The organism is Marinobacter sp. (genome assembly GCF_039977835.1).
Taxonomy (GTDB): Bacteria; Pseudomonadota; Gammaproteobacteria; order Pseudomonadales; family Oleiphilaceae; genus Marinobacter.
In genome coordinates, this window is the sequence record NZ_JBDWCL010000060.1 from 128005 (window position 1) to 143909 (window position 15905).

At 58.4% G+C, this 15905-nt stretch carries 16 protein-coding genes; 8 read left to right on the forward strand and 8 right to left on the reverse strand.

The features are described 5' to 3' along the window. Genes glp through ABJM11_RS17310 form a run of 3 tightly spaced genes read left to right on the forward strand, consistent with a single transcriptional unit; the run spans nucleotide 1 to nucleotide 1929 of the window. Nucleotides 1–1215: a gephyrin-like molybdotransferase Glp gene (gene glp / locus ABJM11_RS17300; RefSeq protein ID WP_348296701.1), complete on the forward strand. Its 1215-nt coding sequence runs from the start codon at nucleotides 1–3 to the stop codon at nucleotides 1213–1215. A gap of 2 nt (nucleotides 1216–1217) precedes the next feature. Next, nucleotides 1218–1481, forward strand: a complete 264-nt coding sequence (moaD, locus tag ABJM11_RS17305; RefSeq protein WP_348296702.1) for a molybdopterin converting factor subunit 1 — start codon at nucleotides 1218–1220, stop codon at nucleotides 1479–1481. Nucleotide 1482: 1 nt separating this feature from the next. After that, nucleotides 1483–1929 (forward strand): molybdenum cofactor biosynthesis protein MoaE, encoded by a 447-nt coding sequence (locus ABJM11_RS17310; protein WP_348296703.1) that lies wholly within the window; start codon nucleotides 1483–1485, stop codon nucleotides 1927–1929. 91 nt (nucleotides 1930–2020) lie between these two features. On the opposite strand, the gene trxA is transcribed toward ABJM11_RS17310, so the two are convergent. After that, entirely contained in the window at nucleotides 2021–2347 is a 327-nt protein-coding gene (gene trxA / locus ABJM11_RS17315) for a thioredoxin TrxA (RefSeq protein ID WP_007153552.1), read from the reverse strand. A 367-nt stretch (nucleotides 2348–2714) separates the two neighbouring features. Between trxA and ppx the strand changes: the two genes are divergently transcribed. Continuing rightward, nucleotides 2715–4226 (forward strand): exopolyphosphatase, encoded by a 1512-nt coding sequence (gene ppx, locus ABJM11_RS17320; RefSeq protein ID WP_348296704.1) that lies wholly within the window; start codon nucleotides 2715–2717, stop codon nucleotides 4224–4226. On the opposite strand, the gene ABJM11_RS17325 is transcribed toward ppx, so the two are convergent. Then, the gene (locus ABJM11_RS17325; protein WP_348296705.1) at nucleotides 4223–6175 is read right to left on the reverse strand and encodes an ATP-binding cassette domain-containing protein; all 1953 of its coding nucleotides are present in this window, start codon (nucleotides 6173–6175) and stop codon (nucleotides 4223–4225) included. The genes ppx and ABJM11_RS17325 overlap by 4 nt on opposite strands. A 99-nt stretch (nucleotides 6176–6274) precedes the next feature. On the opposite strand from ABJM11_RS17325, the gene ABJM11_RS17330 reads away from it, so the two are divergent. From ABJM11_RS17330 to ABJM11_RS17340, 3 genes are all read left to right on the forward strand, one after another. Continuing rightward, the gene (locus ABJM11_RS17330) at nucleotides 6275–6751 is read left to right on the forward strand and encodes a TIGR02444 family protein (RefSeq protein WP_348296706.1); all 477 of its coding nucleotides are present in this window, start codon (nucleotides 6275–6277) and stop codon (nucleotides 6749–6751) included. Then, nucleotides 6748–7134 carry a DUF4124 domain-containing protein gene (locus ABJM11_RS17335; RefSeq protein WP_348296707.1) on the forward strand — a complete coding sequence of 129 codons (387 nt, stop codon included), beginning with the start codon at nucleotides 6748–6750 and terminating at the stop codon, nucleotides 7132–7134. The genes ABJM11_RS17330 and ABJM11_RS17335 overlap by 4 nt, the downstream gene beginning before the upstream one ends. Before the next feature lie 111 nt (nucleotides 7135–7245). Next, entirely contained in the window at nucleotides 7246–7956 is a 711-nt protein-coding gene (locus ABJM11_RS17340; protein WP_348296708.1) for an FKBP-type peptidyl-prolyl cis-trans isomerase, read from the forward strand. A 56-nt stretch (nucleotides 7957–8012) separates the two neighbouring features. Here ABJM11_RS17340 and rsd read toward each other — a convergent pair whose 3' ends face one another. Together rsd and ABJM11_RS17350 are read right to left on the reverse strand one after the other, a co-directional pair. Next, complete coding sequence (gene rsd / locus ABJM11_RS17345; RefSeq protein WP_348296709.1) at nucleotides 8013–8495, reverse strand: sigma D regulator; 483 nt, start codon at nucleotides 8493–8495, stop codon at nucleotides 8013–8015. A gap of 92 nt (nucleotides 8496–8587) precedes the next feature. Continuing rightward, nucleotides 8588–9094 (reverse strand): disulfide bond formation protein B, encoded by a 507-nt coding sequence (locus tag ABJM11_RS17350; RefSeq protein WP_348296710.1) that lies wholly within the window; start codon nucleotides 9092–9094, stop codon nucleotides 8588–8590. Between the two features lie 162 nt (nucleotides 9095–9256). Between ABJM11_RS17350 and fliL the strand changes: the two genes are divergently transcribed. Then, the gene (gene fliL, locus ABJM11_RS17355; protein WP_348296711.1) at nucleotides 9257–9703 is read left to right on the forward strand and encodes a flagellar basal body-associated FliL family protein; all 447 of its coding nucleotides are present in this window, start codon (nucleotides 9257–9259) and stop codon (nucleotides 9701–9703) included. Between the two features lie 22 nt (nucleotides 9704–9725). Here fliL and rmf read toward each other — a convergent pair whose 3' ends face one another. The 4 genes from rmf to ABJM11_RS17375 all read right to left on the reverse strand — a co-directional run bounded on the left by rmf (nucleotide 9726) and on the right by ABJM11_RS17375 (nucleotide 15813). Then, nucleotides 9726–9938, reverse strand: a complete 213-nt coding sequence (gene rmf, locus ABJM11_RS17360; RefSeq protein ID WP_348296712.1) for a ribosome modulation factor — start codon at nucleotides 9936–9938, stop codon at nucleotides 9726–9728. A gap of 126 nt (nucleotides 9939–10064) precedes the next feature. Beyond that, the gene (gene gshA / locus ABJM11_RS17365) at nucleotides 10065–11618 is read right to left on the reverse strand and encodes a glutamate--cysteine ligase (protein WP_348296713.1); all 1554 of its coding nucleotides are present in this window, start codon (nucleotides 11616–11618) and stop codon (nucleotides 10065–10067) included. A gap of 68 nt (nucleotides 11619–11686) precedes the next feature. Then, entirely contained in the window at nucleotides 11687–14029 is a 2343-nt protein-coding gene (locus ABJM11_RS17370; RefSeq protein ID WP_348296714.1) for a Tex family protein, read from the reverse strand. Nucleotides 14030–14076: 47 nt separating this feature from the next. Continuing rightward, nucleotides 14077–15813, reverse strand: a complete 1737-nt coding sequence (locus ABJM11_RS17375; protein WP_348296715.1) for an EAL domain-containing protein — start codon at nucleotides 15811–15813, stop codon at nucleotides 14077–14079. Between the last annotated feature and the right edge of the window lie 92 nt (nucleotides 15814–15905).

Sequence of the window (15905 nt, forward strand, 5' to 3'; positions counted from 1 at the left end):
ATGGCAAGTTCTGACCTGATCCCCGTTGATGATGCCATCGAACACCTCCTCGCCCGGGCCCGCCCGGTTGAACTCACGCAGACCGTGCCTCTGGCAGACAGCCTGGACCGGGTTCTTGCCCTGGACTACACGGTGCCGGAGGATGTTCCACCTGCTGACAACAGCGCGGTAGATGGGTACGCCGTGCGCGCCGGGGACCTTTCCCATCAAACCGTGCTGCCGGTTTCCGGGCGGGTTGCTGCCGGCCAGGCTCCCGGATCGCTTCCGCCGCGCACCGCGGTGCGCATTTTCACCGGCTCGGAGATTCCCGCAGGGGCAGACTCGGTGGTTATGCAGGAACGGGTCACGGTGGGTAACGATGGCATTACAGTCAACGCAACGGTAAGCGAAGGCCAGAACATCCGCCGTCAGGGTCAGGATCTCGCCCATGGTGAACTGGCACTGGCGAAAGGCACCAGAATTCGCCCTCAGGAGATGGGCCTTCTCGGGTCGATGGGTGTGGCCGAGGTGGCCGTGTACGCGAAACTGAAAGTTGCCATCCTTAACACCGGTGACGAACTGGTATCCCCCGGACAACCTCTGGCACCAGGGCAGATCTATAACTCCAACCGCTTTACCCTGCTGGGGCTGCTGGCGAGGGCTGGCTGCGAAGTATCGCTGTGTGAAACCCTGGCAGACACCCGGGAGGCCACCCGCAGCACGCTCGAAAGAGCCGCCGCGGAGTCTGACCTGATCATCACTACCGGCGGTGTTTCGGTGGGCGAAGAAGACCATGTACGGGCGGTACTGGAGGAGTCAGGCGAGCTGTCACTGTGGCGCATGGCCAGCAAACCGGGCAAGCCGCTGGCCTTCGGCGCGATGGACGGCACCCCGGTTCTGGGCCTGCCGGGCAATCCAGCCGCGGTGCTGGTCACCTTTATGGTGGTGGGCATGCCGTTTGTTCGAGCCTGTCAGGGCCGGACGGGTGTGACGATACATGGCGAACGGATACCGGCCGGATTTTCGATTGAGAAGCCCTCAATTCGCCGGGAGTACGTCCGCGCCCGCAAGAGCATTGGCGATGACGGCCCGGTGATTATGGCCTACCCTAATCAGAGTTCCGGTGTTCTTAGCTCTGCGTGCTGGGCCGATGGGCTGGCCGTGGTGCCGGAGAACGAGACCATCGGTCTGGGCGATACTGTTAGCTACTATTCGTTTGCGGAGCTGCTGGAATAACTATGAGTGCGGACACCACCATCACTGTGAAATTTTTCGCCCGCCTGCGGGAAGAGCTGGATACCGCATCGCTTGAGGTAGACGCAGAACCCGATCTGACCGCGGGCAAACTGTTACAGAACCTGGCTGCCAGAGGCGGAAACTGGTCTCAGCTGGCCGGCGCCCAGCCGGTGATGATTGCGGTCAACCAGGTGATGACAAAACCGGACAAGGTGTTGAAGCCTGGCGATGAGGTGGCGTTTTTCCCACCGGTAACGGGAGGCTGATGTGATTCGTGTCCAGCAAGAGGATTTTGATCCTGCGGATGAATACCGTGCGCTCCGTGATTCCGGCTCTGGCACCGGGGCTATTGCGACGTTTACCGGGCTGGTGCGGGACAGTGGCGACCTGACCGGTGTTACGGGGCTGTTTCTGGAGCATTATCCGGGGATGACGGAGCAGGTTGTCGACGGACTGGTTCGAGAGGCTTCGAAGCGCTGGGACGTGCGTGAGGCCCGGGTTATTCATCGGGTGGGGCATCTCGCGCTGGGTGAGCAGATTGTGTTTGTGGGGGTGTGCAGCGCCCACCGCGGGGATGCCTTTGCAGCCTGCGAATTCATTATGGACGCTTTGAAGACCTCGGCGCCGTTCTGGAAGAAGGAAATTACGGGCGACAGTGAGCATTGGGTTGAGCAGAAGACTGCTGATATAGACCGGTCTCAGAGTTGGGAGTAGATCTCCTGGCCCCTATAGCCAGTCGGCGAGCAATAAAAAACCGCCCGTGAGTGTTTGCTCAGGGGCGGTTCTGACTGACCGTTGGCAGCTATCAGAGATTGCTGTCCAGGAACGCGGCCAGTTGTGACTTGGACAGCGCACCCACTTTGGTGGCGTCCACGTTACCGTTCTTGAACAGCATCAGTGTGGGGATGCCACGGATGTTGAACTTCGGCGGTGTCTGCTCGTTTTCGTCGATGTTCAGTTTGCAGACTTTCAGCTTGCCTTCGTACTCTTCAGCCATTTCTTCCAGCACCGGGGCAATCATCTTGCACGGGCCGCACCATTCTGCCCAGTAATCGACCAATACCGGCACGTCTGACTGCAGTACGTCCTGCTCAAAGGAGGCATCTGTAACGTTTACAATATTTCCGCTCATTTCAGTTTCCCGATTCGTGCACCCTCCAGCGGTACGAGCCGCTCATGGAGATGCTATGACTGTTTCTGACGGTTACTGCCCTTGGCTGTTGGCAACCGCTCACCGTGATCATGGTACGCAATACTTTACGCGATTGGTCAGGCGGATGTGAAGCGCTTCCTTCGATGCGGATACTTCGGATTACACTGACCGACAGTGCACCATTGCGTTACACGGCATATCGCTTATAGTAATCACCAGATCTAGCGGTTTGCGCCTGCTACCACATTGCACTGGTTTTTACTCAACCGTTGCCGGGGCCTCCCGCCCGCGGTTTACCAAGTTCCCTTCCCTCTATTTAGGGCCTGGCAGAAGGAATTCAATACACGTGACGGCCAACTCTCCCGCCACCCCGCCAGAACTGCTCGCAGCAATTGATATGGGCTCCAACAGTTTCCACATGGTAGTGGCCCGCCTGGTTCACGGTGAGATCCGCACGATTGAAAAAATGGGTGAGAAGGTCCAGCTTGGGGCAGGTCTGGACAGCTACAACCGCCTTACCGAAGAGGCCCAGCAAAGGGCTCTGACCTGCCTCAGCCGCTTCGCCCAGAGACTGCAGGGCATGCCGCCGGAAGCGGTTCAGGTTGTCGGCACCAATGCCCTGCGGGTAGCACGCAATACCCAGGAGTTCATGGCACGGGCGGAGGAGGTGCTGGGATACCCGGTGGAAATTATTGCCGGCCGGGAAGAGGCCCGCCTGATCTATCTGGGGGTGTCCCATACGCTGTCGGACGACAGCGGTCGGCGCCTGGTGATTGATATCGGCGGCGGCAGTACCGAGTTCATCATCGGCGAGCGCTTCGAACCCCAGGAGCTGGAGAGCCTGCATATGGGCTGCGTATCGTTCCGCAACCGTTATTTTCCGGACGGCAAAATTACCCGCAAACAGATGGACAAAGCCGTCACCCACGCCGAACAGGAATTGCTCAATATCCGCCAGCATTTCCGCAACAAGGGCTGGCAAAGCGCCGTGGGTTCATCGGGTTCCATCAAGGCCATTGCCAGTGTTTTGGCCAGCCTCAAGATAACCGACGGCACTATTACCCTCGATGCGATGGCCGAGCTCAGAAAACGCCTTGTGGACATGGGCAAGGTGGAGAAGCTGGGAGACCTGGGGGTACGAACTGACCGCCAGAGCATTTTCCCGGCAGGGTTAGCCATTCTTATGGGGGCTTTTCAGTCACTGCAGATCAAGGAGCTTACTTTCGCCGACGGCGCCCTGCGCGAAGGCCTGCTTTACGATATTGCCGGCCGGATTCAGCATGAGGACGTCCGCGAGCGTACCATACAGGCGCTTCAGGAACGCTACCATGTGGACCAGGAGCACGGCGGCGCGGTGGAGGAGACTGCCATCGCGGCCTGGCGACAGGTGGCCGACACCTGGGCACTGAACACGCCCGCGGACGAGGAAGTTCTGCGCTGGGCTTGCAGGCTCCATGAAATCGGTTTGACCATTTCCCACAGCCAGTACCACAAGCATGGCGCTTACCTGCTTCGATACTCTGATCTGCCCGGCTTCAGTCAGCAATTCCAGCGCGACCTGGCGACCCTGGTTCGCGGACATCGGCGAAAGTTCTCGTCCGGCATTTTCGAGGGACTGGACCCCGAAGACATTCCCCGCCTGCGCTACCTGTGTGTCGTGGTTCGGCTGGCTGTGCTGCTGCAACATCCGCGCAACCATGAGCAGCCACCGGAGCTGCGCCTGCACCCCTCAACCAATGGCCTGGCCGTAGAATTTCCCGCAGGCTGGCTGGATGACCGCCCGCTCACCCTCGCCGACCTCGAGAACGAACGGGACTACCTTGCCAAACAGGATTTCGCCCTGACTGTAAGCAGCTAGAACGAAAGCTCTGCTTCCAGGGTCTCCACCGTTTCACTGACCTCAAGCCACTGCGCTTCGACCTCGGCAAGCCGGCTCTTGGCAGCGGCTTGCTGACCCAGCAGTTCTTTCAGCTTCTGTTTTCCCTGGTCTGCATAGAGCTCAGGTTCTGAAAGATCCTGCTCCAGTGTCATCAGGGTTGACTGCAGACTGTCCATTTCCGTTTCAAGCGCTGTCTGTTGCTTGCGATAGGGGCTGAGCTTCTGGCGGATCGCCGCTTCTGCCCGCTTGCGGGCCTTGCGATCTTCCGCGTTCTCACTGGTACCGGCGCTGTCTGCAGAGGCTGCAGAGCCGTCCGCAATGCTCCGGCTCTCGCGCCTGGGGGCTTCTGTTTCATCCTTGCGCCGGTCTGCCAGCCAACGCTCGTAATCTTCCAGATCGCCCTCGTATTCTGTCACCCTGCCTTCACTCACCAGCCAGAAATCATCCACGGTGTTACGTAACAGGTGACGATCGTGGGAGACCACCACAATCGCTCCGTTGAAATTCTGCAACGCCATGGTCAGGGCCTGGCGCATTTCCAGGTCCAGATGATTGGTGGGCTCGTCCAGCAATAGCAGGTTGGGTTTTTGCCAGGCGATAACGGCCAGGGCCACCCGAGCCTTTTCTCCGCCGGAAAATGACCGAATGGCACTCAGGGCGCTGTCACCGTGGAAGTCGAAGCCCCCCAGGAAATTACGGATGCTTTGCTCCGACGCCCTGGGAGAAAGCCGCTGCAGGTGCAGAAAGGGACTGGCGTCCAGGTCAAGGGATTCAAGCTGGTGCTGAGCAAAATAGCCGATAGCCAGATGCTCCCCGGTGGTGCGCTCGCCCCGAATCAGTGTGCTCTCGCCCCTCAGAGCATCCATCAGAGTCGATTTCCCAGCGCCGTTAGGCCCTAGCAGGCCAACGCGACTGCCGGGCAGCAGGTAAAGGTTGATGCCCTCCAGGATGACCGTTTCGCCATAACCGGCTGCGCCGTTGCGAATCGACAGCAACGGATTGGACACCTTGTCGGCCACCGGAAACTCGAAGCTGAATGGCGAGTCCACATGCGCGGGAGCGATTCTCTCCATCCGCTCCAGTGCTTTGACCCGGCTCTGGGCCTGACGAGCTTTGGTGGCCTGTGCTCGGAAACGGTCAATGAAACGCTGGATCTCGGCAATCTTCGCCTGCTGGCGCTCATAACCGGCCTGCTGCTGGGCGAGGCGTTCGCTGCGCTGGGTTTCAAACGCTGAGTAATTACCCGTATAGAGCTCGAGCTTCCGCTGGTCAAAATGCACAAGGTGTGTCGCCACACGATCCATAAAGTCCCGGTCGTGGGAAATGAACAGCAACGTACCCTCGTAACGCCGCAGCCAGTTTTCCAGCCACAGACAGGCGTCCAGATCGAGGTGGTTGGTAGGTTCGTCCAGTAGTAACAGGTCCGACGGTCGCATCAACGCCTGGGCCAGGTTGAGGCGTATTCGCCAGCCCCCCGAAAATGCGGAAACCGGCCGGTCGGCATCGGCATCGGAAAACCCGAGCCCACGCAGCAGGGATTCCGCCCGACGCGGCGCAGACCAGGCTTCGTGAACGTCCAGCTCACCATGGATTCGGGCAACGGTGTGGTCATCCCCGCGTTCTTCCGCGGCCGCCAATGCCGCTTCCATTCGCCGCAGGTCATGGTCACCATCAAGCACAAAATCCCTGGCATTGCGGGATGAGGCAGCAACTTCCTGGGCCATGTGGGCAATCCGGCAACCACCGGGTAACGACACGCTACCCTGCTCCGGCGACAGCTGCCCCAGCAATAACTGGAACAAACTGGACTTTCCGGCGCCATTGGCACCAACTATCGCCACCCGTTGGCCAGGCTGGACGGTAAGGTTGACGGCTTCTAGCAACCAGACGCCACCCCGTTGTAAACTGAGATCGGTTATCGTTAACATAGCGTAATGGTATCAGGGAACGTTTATTAAGGAACCGTCAGGTGCTCCATGTCGTGTAGCGGGAGAAAGATACCTGAGGATGCTGATCCGGAAAACCCGTTGTGGCAATTTGCCTGCCGCTTCTGGGAATCGCCCCGAGCACAGGCATCGTGTCTGGAGCTTCAGGACCGGGGCTGGAGCGTTACCCGGATTCTTTGCGCGGCCTGGCTTGCATCTTCCGGCTATAGATTTTCCGGCCAGGAGAGCCATACGGTAACAGAGTGGCGAACTCAGGTGACCGTACCACTCAGGTCGGCGAGAAAATACATAACGAAAACGAACCCTCGCACTGCAAAAGTGAGGGAATGCATAGCCCGCAGCGAACTTGAAGCAGAGCGGGTTGAGCTGGCACTGGCTTATCAGGCCCTGGCTTCACAAATACTTCCAAGCTCCAGTGAGGAACCCACGGCCAGTCTGGCGCGGAATAACCTTCTGGCTGCAGCACCGGAGACTACAATGGATAACGGGACCGGCAGATTGCTGGACACGCTGGCCAGAGAACTGTCGATACTCGCAAAGGGAGAAAACAGGCCATGATGATGAAATGGCTGATCCGGCTGGCGTTTCCCGCACTCGGCGTACTGGTTGCGCTGATGTTCTTTGGGCTGAATGACCCTGCAGAAACATCAACCAAGCCCGCCGAAACAGAAGCGAATGTGGACATACCCTCATTTGAGGGGCTGGTTCCCTCTCCTGTACCCACAGAGGGGCCGGACATCGTCTTCAAGTGGCAGGACAGTGACGGCAGTTGGCACTACGCCGACAAACCGCCGGCCCAGGGACCCTGGAATGCGCTGGCCATAGAACGGACAGACAGTAAAACCCTGCGTCCACCTGCTTCAGACCCGGAAACTGACTGGCAGTCGCCCTACCGGGCACCCTTCTCACTGACCCCGAGTACCGCCAACAACGGCAGTTAACGCTGCCGGCACTCCTCCCTTAACACATGTTCAGTGGCATCTGGCGACAGAACCCGTTACCTTTTGGGCGTTCGTAATCATTCAACAGTAATCACAATGAAGGAACAGGCAATGAACAAAACCCTGATCGCACTGGCCGTTGCCGGCGCCCTGGTCGGCTGCTCTACTCAACAGGACGCGGCACCGGAAAATCCCGCACTGGAAACCACCGATGAAAAAGTCAGCTATGGCATGGGCCTGGTGATGGGGGAGCGGATGGGCAACGATCTGCCAGATCTGCAGATGGATCAGTTCCTGCAAGGTATTCAACATGGCCACGCCGGCGATGAAGAGCAGACCCGCATGACCCGGGAAGAAATCCAGGAAGCCCTGATGGCCTACCAGACCAAGCTGCAAGAACAGGAAGCAGCCCAGTCAGAAGAGCTTGCCAAGAAGAACCGTGAGGCGGGAGAAGAATTTCTGGCCGAAAACGCAAAGCGTGATGGCGTTAAAACCACCGAATCAGGCCTGCAGTACGAAATCCTTGAAGAAGGCAATGGAGAGAAGCCGACTGCAGAGGATCGCGTGCGGGTTCACTATACCGGTGAATTGATTTCAGGTGAGGTGTTCGACAGCTCCCGTGAACGCGGCGAGCCGGTTACTTTCGGCCTCAATCAGGTCATCCCGGGCTGGACCGAAGGCCTGCAGCTGATGTCTGAAGGCAGCAGGGCCAAGCTCTATATTCCGGCGGATCTGGCTTACGGGCCGGGCGGAAACCAGAGAATCGGGCCCAACGAGACACTGGTATTTGATGTGGAACTGCTGGAAATCAATCCGGAATAATCACGTCATCCCACGCTTCCCCCGATGATTCCGGGGGAAGCCATCGGCCAAGCCATTCACGCCGATGACATGACCTTCTCTGCATGAGCGTTATGCAGGTGCTCAATCAGGTAATCTTCCATCTCGAAACGACTTTCCAGGGTTTCACCCAGGTCGGAAAGCTGCTCGAACAACTCGCGGACTTCATCTTCAGTCAGTGACTGGCCGTTCAGTCGATCATTGAAGTTCAACGCCGTTTCTGTGGTCTGTTCAATCTTCGGATACAGTCTTGCCGCCAGTTCCAGACCGCCGTCATTGAATTCCCTGGCCTCCTGAACCAACTGATCGTAGATCTCGAAGTGCCCTGCTGAGACATAATCTACCAGCACTTCGCAAAGCCGGACGAACTTCCCGTGCAGTACATCTGTCTGCGAGTAATCCGTGGTACCGGAAAGATCGCAATAGTGCACAAGCAATTCCTGCCTTTCCTTCAGCCAACGGTCGATCAGTTCGCTGACACCACCCCAACGCTCCCTGGCATTACGGCAATTATCCAACATGAGGCCTATCTCCGGTTACCGGGTTCTGGTTTGATTCTTCTTCTCGTGTCGAGTCTCAAGTTACCCCATGCCGACGGTCCGTCGCAACCGTTTCAGCCCTGTATCCAGCCAGACTTTTTTCCCGGCCGGAACATCAGGACCAGGCCAGTAGCCACCACCAGGATAAAAAAGATAGCCGTCCATCCCGGGATACTTAGCCCAAGAAAACGCCAGGTCACTTCGGCGCAATCCCCGGTTCCCCGCAGGGCAGTCGTCAGTACCTCCATCCAGGGCAAGACTTCGAGCATGTAGTCCACCGACGGGCCGCAGGCCGGAACCTGATCAGCCGGCAGGCTCTGTAGCCAAAGCTGGCGCCCTGCAACCCCAAGACCGGCGCCGGCACTCACCACCAGCAGAAAACCATAGACCCTGACCCCGAACCCCTGAGGACCGTGCAGCGCTGCCAACAGGCTGACCATCCCTGCCGCCATAAAGCCGAACCGCTGCAGCCAGCATAGTGGGCAAGGCTCCAGCCCCATGAAATGTTCCATGTAGAAGGCCACACCAAGCAGGCCAGCACAAAGCAGGAATATCAGGAAAAAAACCGCTCTGGAGTTCAAATGTATACCTCTGATCTACATTCATGTCGGACAGTTTGTCCCGCCACGGCGGCGAAACCACCAGATGCTGCAACCCTGCATCGACCCTGCTATTCTCCCAGCATCGGCGGTGCCTGCGGGCGCCCAGCCACTTAACCTTAAACCAATATGAACTTCAAGCCTATGACACTTAAGCCAAAGCACCTTTTGCTGGCCCTGCTGATCGCCCTGCCCCTGGCCTCCGCCAGCTTTGCCCAGGAAGACGAAGAAGCCGGGCAGGAGGAACAGCAGGAAGAGCCGGGCGTAACCGACTACATCGAAATGGACCCTGCGTTCGTGACTCACGTGGGGAAACCAGGCACCAAGCTGACGTACCTCAAGGCGGCCGTGACCATACGGGCGTCCAGAGAGACCACGCGCCCCGCAGTAGAGGCGCACATGCCCAGGCTACGACACGAACTGGTGATGCTTTTCGGCGAGCAGACGGATACCGACCGATTGTCCGGAAATGAGGGGCAGCAGGCACTGCGGGAAGAGGCGACGAGTCGAATTAACGCCGTGCTGGAAGAGCAGCAAACCGGCGAAAGCATCACAGGCGTGTTATTTACCGAATTCGTGGTGCAAAAATAGCCGCCCGCACGGGCGGCTTGTGTCAGGCAATCCGTGAGAACAGATCGTCCACGGGCTGCGCCTCTCTGGCGACCTGTTCGGCGTCTTCCCAGCCCGCTTCCCAGGCAGCGATAACCACGTCACTGCGATAGGGGCAACGGCTTCGCTCCATCCCCATGGAAGCCGCCATGTAGCCCTGGCGGTACGCCTTGTTCAGGGATTCTACGTCCCATCCCAGCTTGATGTCTCTGGCCATGCCGGTTCTCCGTTTACCTGTTCAGCCACCATCAAACGGTGCCTTGTGTTTACAGAAATTAACAGCGGCAGCAGAGGCTGACAAACTTTTGTTACATTTCTGTGCGACAGGTCCGGAACTACCAGCTCACGAACGCAGGTACTGCGCCAGGAACTCGCCAAAGGGCTGGTTATCGCTCTGCTCCATGGCGGCCTGCTCTGAAAGGGAATCCGCACTCATTTTCTCGAATGCTGCCATTATCTCCTCGGGCAGGCCTTCATTCCGCAGGGTCTGCTGGTGTTGTCGCGACATTTCCAGGCCCCATTCGCGGTGCCCCATGCCGGAGCCATCCATTGCATCCAGCACCCTCGCCGAGGGCACCTGGGACGGCTCCTCCAGCTTGGCCCGCTGGTCATCCAGGGCGCGCCGGTAGGTTTCGTCTCCATTCCAGCCGTCCAACTGCTCTGCAAGCGGCTCCAGGCGATCCAGTAAGGCCGAGGCGGCCTCACCTACAGCCACTGGTTCGCCCGCGCGACACAACGTCAGCTTCGGGTCTCTACCGCGAGCCACAACGTCCTGATAGTTATCGTCCAGCCTGTCACACTCGTCATCGTCAATGCGCGGGCTGTCAGACAGCAGGCAGTCCAGCAGGAACAGATCCAGGAAATCGATCTGGCTTTCATTCACGCCGACCGGGGAGAACGGGTCAAGATCCAGGCAACGCACTTCGATGTATTCCACGCCACGGGATTCCAGCGCCTGAATCGGCTTTTCTTCCCGCTCGGTGGTGCGCTTGGGGCGCACCGCGCTGTAGTACTCGTTCTCGATCTGCAGCACGCTGGTGTTGATCTGGATAAACTCACCATTACGCTGAAGGCCGAGCTCCTCGTAAGGCGGCCACGGGGTATGTATCGCCCGGAACAGGGTGTCCGTATAGGTTTTCAGTTCGTTGAAACAGATATTCAGCGAGGCCTGTGCGTTGTTGTGATAGCCCAGATCCCCCATACGCAGGGAAGTGGCATTGCGACCGCACCAGGTGTCCTCGCTGAACCTGGCCAGATCATGACGTACGCCTGCCACAAAACTCGCATCCAGGGCGGGAGAGGCGCCGAACAGCAGCATCAGCAACCAGCTGCGGCGGCGGAAGTTGCGGATCAGCCAGAAATACTGGTCCGACTTGAAGTCCTGAAGACTTTGCTGGTTACCCACGGCCTGCTGCCACAGGTTCCAGAAGCTGTCAGGCAGTGACAGGTTGTAATGGGCGCCGGCAATGCTTTGCATCATCCGCCCATAGCGAACCGCCAGCCCCTGCCGGTATACATGCTTCAGGTGCCCGATGTTGGCGGTGCCGTATTCGGCAATGGGAATACTCTCGTCGCCGTCCAGCTCACAGGGCATGCTGGCAGCCCAGAAGACTTCATCACCCAGGTTATGCTGCACGAACCGGTGAATATCACGCAGGGAGTCAAGCATGCCACGGGTGGTGTCGAACACCGGCGTAATCAGCTCCAGCAGCGCTTCGGAATAATCCGTGGTTATGCGGGGATGGGTCAGTGCGGAGCCCAGGGACCGGGGGTGCGGTGTCTGGGCAATAAAGCCATTGCGATCGACCCGCAGGCCTTCTTTCTCCACGCCCTTTCTGAATCCGGTCCACTGGCTGGCAGTGAACTGCTGAAAAAGCTGATGGCGGGATTCACCCATGAATGACTCCTGCTAGGTTGGCCGCCGGGATTACCGGCAGCCTGTAGTATATTGTGTAATGCCGCGGGTTAGCGGCCGTCTTTACGGGCCGATGCCAGCGCCTGCGCCAGGGCTCCGGCCATGGCGCCTTTTTGCGGGTTTTCCGCACTCTTCTGTCGGTCATTCCTGGCGGCTGGCTTGCCACTGCCATCTCTGCGATTACCGCCGGTGCCGGTACGATTATCGGACTTTTCGCCGGGCTGGTCATCCATACGCATGGAAAGCGCAATTCGCTTTCTCGGTATGTCTACGCCCATCACCTTGACCTTGACAATGTCCCCAGCCTTGACCACTTCCCTCGGGTCTTTTACGAAGGTATTGGACAATGCCGAAATATGCACCAGCCCATCCTGGTGAACGCCAATGTCCACGAACGCCCCGAAGTTGGTCACATTGGTGACCGAGCCTTCCAGCACCATGCCCGGCTTGAGGTCATTGAGGGTTTCAATCCCTTCCTCGAAGCTCGCAAAACGGAATTCAGGGCGTGGGTCCCGGCCGGGCTTTTCCAGTTCCGTAATAATATCCTTTATGGTCGGCAGACCAAACTGCTCGGTCACGTAGTCCTGAGGGTTCAGTGAACGCAGGAAGGCCGCATCGCCGATAATTCCTTCAACCTTGCGGTTGTTCTTGCGGGCAATGGCCTCGACCACCCCATAGGCTTCCGGGTGAACCGACGAACGATCCAGCGGGTTATCCCCACTGGCAATGCGCAGAAAGCCCGCCGCCTGTTCGAAGGTGCGATCCCCAAGCCGCGACACTTTAAGCAACTGCTTGCGGTCGCGGAATACGCCATTATGGTTACGGAAGTCGACGATATTCTGGGCTATGGTCTGATTCAGGCCCGACACTCTTGCCAGCAGCGGAATCGACGCTGTATTGAGATCCACACCCACACCGTTAACACAGTCTTCCACCACCGCATCCAGACTGCGGGCCAGTTGCACCTGGGAGACGTCGTGCTGGTACTGGCCCACGCCGATGGATTTGGGTTCAATCTTGACCATTTCCGCCAGCGGGTCCTGCAGGCGGCGGGCGATGGAGACCGCGCCGCGGATGGTCACATCCAGATCCGGCAACTCGCGGGAAGCGAACTCGGAAGCGGAATAAATGGAGGCGCCGGATTCACTGACCACGATGCGGGCCAGTTTCAGTTCCGGATAGCGCTTACACAGGTCCGCCACCAGTTTTTCCGTCTCCCGCGAGGCGGTGCCATTGCCGATGGCAATCAATTCAATGTGGTACTGCCGGCACCACGTCGCCAGTTGTTCAATGGACTGGTCCCATTGGTTACGAGGCGCGTGCGGGAAAATGCCACCGTGGCCCACCACCTGGCCGGTCCCATCAATGACGGCAACTTTCACGCCGGTACGCAGGCCCGGATCCAGCCCCAGCGTCGGGCGGGGGCCCGCCGGCGCCAAAAGCAGCAGGTCTTTGAGGTTCGCGGCGAACACGTTGATGGCTTCGGTTTCTGCCGCTTCCCGCACCTGCGCCATCAGGTCGGTTTCAATCTGGGTCGACAGCTTTACCCGCCAGGTCCATCGCACCACTTCGGATAGCCAGCGATCCGCAGCACGACCGTTGTCGCGTATGAGCCAGCGAGCAGCAATGCGCTGTTCCGCGGGATGTGCCTGACGGCGGTCATCTTCGGCATCACCCACCACAATGGAATAGGTCAGTACGCCTTCATTACGTCCCCGAAGAATGGCCAGAGCGCGGTGGGAAGGCACCTTTTTCAGCGGCTCGACATGGTCGAAATAATCGCGGAACTTGGCGCCCTCAGTCTCTTTGCCAGCTACCACGGAGACCCTGAGCTGCCCCTGCTGCCAAATGAAATCACGCAGCTCGCCCAGCAGCTCCGCATCCTCGGCAAACCGCTCCATGAGGATATAACGGGCACCATCGAGGGCGGCCTTGGTATCGGCAATGCCGGCGTCCGCATTCAGGTAGCTTTGCGCCGTGTGTTCCGGGTCCAGCGTCGGGTCGTCATAAAGCGCATCGGCCAACGGTTCCAACCCAGCCTCGCGGGCAATCTGGGCCTTTGTGCGACGTTTGGGTTTGTAGGGCAGGTAGAGGTCTTCCAGGCGGTTCTTGGTGTCCGCGGCGTCAATACTGGCCCGCAGCTCCTCGGTCAGCTTGCCCTGCTCCTCGATACTGTTGAGGATGGTGGCGCGACGGTCGTCCAGTTCCCGCAGGTAACGCAGACGGTCTTCCAGATTACGTAACTGGCTGTCGTCCAGGGAACCGGTCACTTCCTTACGATAGCGGGCAATAAAGGGAACTGTGGCCCCACCGTCCAGCATTTCCACGGTGGCATTAACCTGCTGTTCACGAACACCCAGTTCGTCAGCTATGCGCCTGATGATACTGTTCATGCAACCTCATCTGATGCTTACGAGTCAAAGCGCAAAGGTACAGCGGCTTATTGCTGCAGGCAAGCAGAGCGGGTCCGGTTGTCCAGGAATTGAACAAGATCTTTCCAGGGCATGGGGCGGGCATAGTAGTAGCCCTGGATTTCGTCACAGTGGTGTTGACGCAGGAATTCCAGTTGTCCCTCGGTTTCCACACCCTCCGCCACCACGCTGATCTGCAGACTATGGGCGAGGCTGATAATGGCGCGAATGATGTGTTCGGCGTCCGCCGAGTGCCCCAGTTCCTGGACGAAGGACTTGTCAATTTTGACCAGGGAGATGGGCAGATGCTGGAGATTGCTGAGGGAGGAGAAACCGGTACCGAAATCATCAAGGGCAAAACTGATACCCAGCTGGTTGAGTTCCCGGAGGCATCGCTGGGCATATTCGGGATCGTGCATCATGGCACTCTCGGTGAGTTCCAGCTCCAGCAGACTGGTGTCGACATTCGCATTGAAGATTATGCGGAAAATCGTTTCTGTCATCTTGCGATCGTGGAATTGACGGAACGAAAGGTTGACCGCAAACACCAGCCCGGGATGCCCCAGATCTGAAGATTCCTGCAGGCGCTTGCAGGCCTGCTCAATCACCCAGTAGCCAATGGGCACAATCAACCCGCTACGCTCGGCCACCGGAATAAACTCATCCGGCCCCACCAGCCCGCGCTCCGGGTGGTTCCATCGCAACAGGCATTCCACACCACGTACTTCCTCGGAAGCCAGGTCAATCCGCGGTTGGTAGTACACTTCCAGTTCGTTGCCCCGTAGTGCGTTCCGAAGATCCGCCTCCAGGCGCAACTGGTACCCCGCGGTTATGTGCAGCTGGCGGTCGTAAAAACGGTAGCTGGTACCCGGGTCCCGTTTGGCCTCGAACATGGCGCGGTTGGCCCGGCGCATCAGGTTCTCCGGGCTTTCGCCGGCCTCGGGATAGGTGGCAACGCCGAGGCTGGCACTGACCACCACATTCTGGCCATCAATGCTCAGGGGCTCACCGATAGCATTCACGACCTTGCGGATGATCTGAGTGATATCCAGTGAGTCTTCTACTTTTTCAACGATAATGGCGAACTCATCACCACCGATGCGCATCAACGAATCCATCCGCCGCAGGTTCAGGCGCAGACGTTCCGCCAGTTTGAGCATGATCTGGTCGCTTTTCTGGTAGCCGAACGATTCATTGAAACTGCGAAAATCGTCCAGATTGATGTGCAGCAGGGCCAGACGCTGACTGGCTCGTTCTGCCCGTAGCAGGGCCTGCTGCAGGCGATCGAAGAACAGATCGCGATTGATAAACCCGCTGGCCACTTCCCGGCCCAACTGGCCATGGGCATACTCGGATAACTGCTCCCGGTACCACAGACATCGCACTGCCCTGCAGAGGCTCCAGCGGTCAATCTCCTGTCGGCACAGGTAATCAGAGGCACCGTTGGATAACAGCCCCGGCGCACGTTCTGAGGGTAATTCCGCACTCATCGCCAGCACCGGCTTTTCATTGCTGGACGCAGACAGGTATTGCAGGAAAGCATCTTCAGAACCACCATGAAAAACACAGTCCCAGAGAATGACATCAAAGTGGGTATTGTGAATCAGGTCATCGCAGTCAATCAGGTCCGGGCACCAGGTAAGATCCGCTTCCAGCTCCCTGTCGTCGGCCAGCAAGGCACTCAGCCACAAAAAATCCGAGTACTCAGGTGTCAGTACCAACAGGCGCACATGGCCGGAATTAAAGGATTTTACTGCCAGGGTCATCAACAAGCGTCCCGTTCCTGGTGAGCAAACATCGCCGATTCCTCAAGAATAGCTGATAGATCGTCAAGGTACAGCATGTCTGGCTGGTGTAG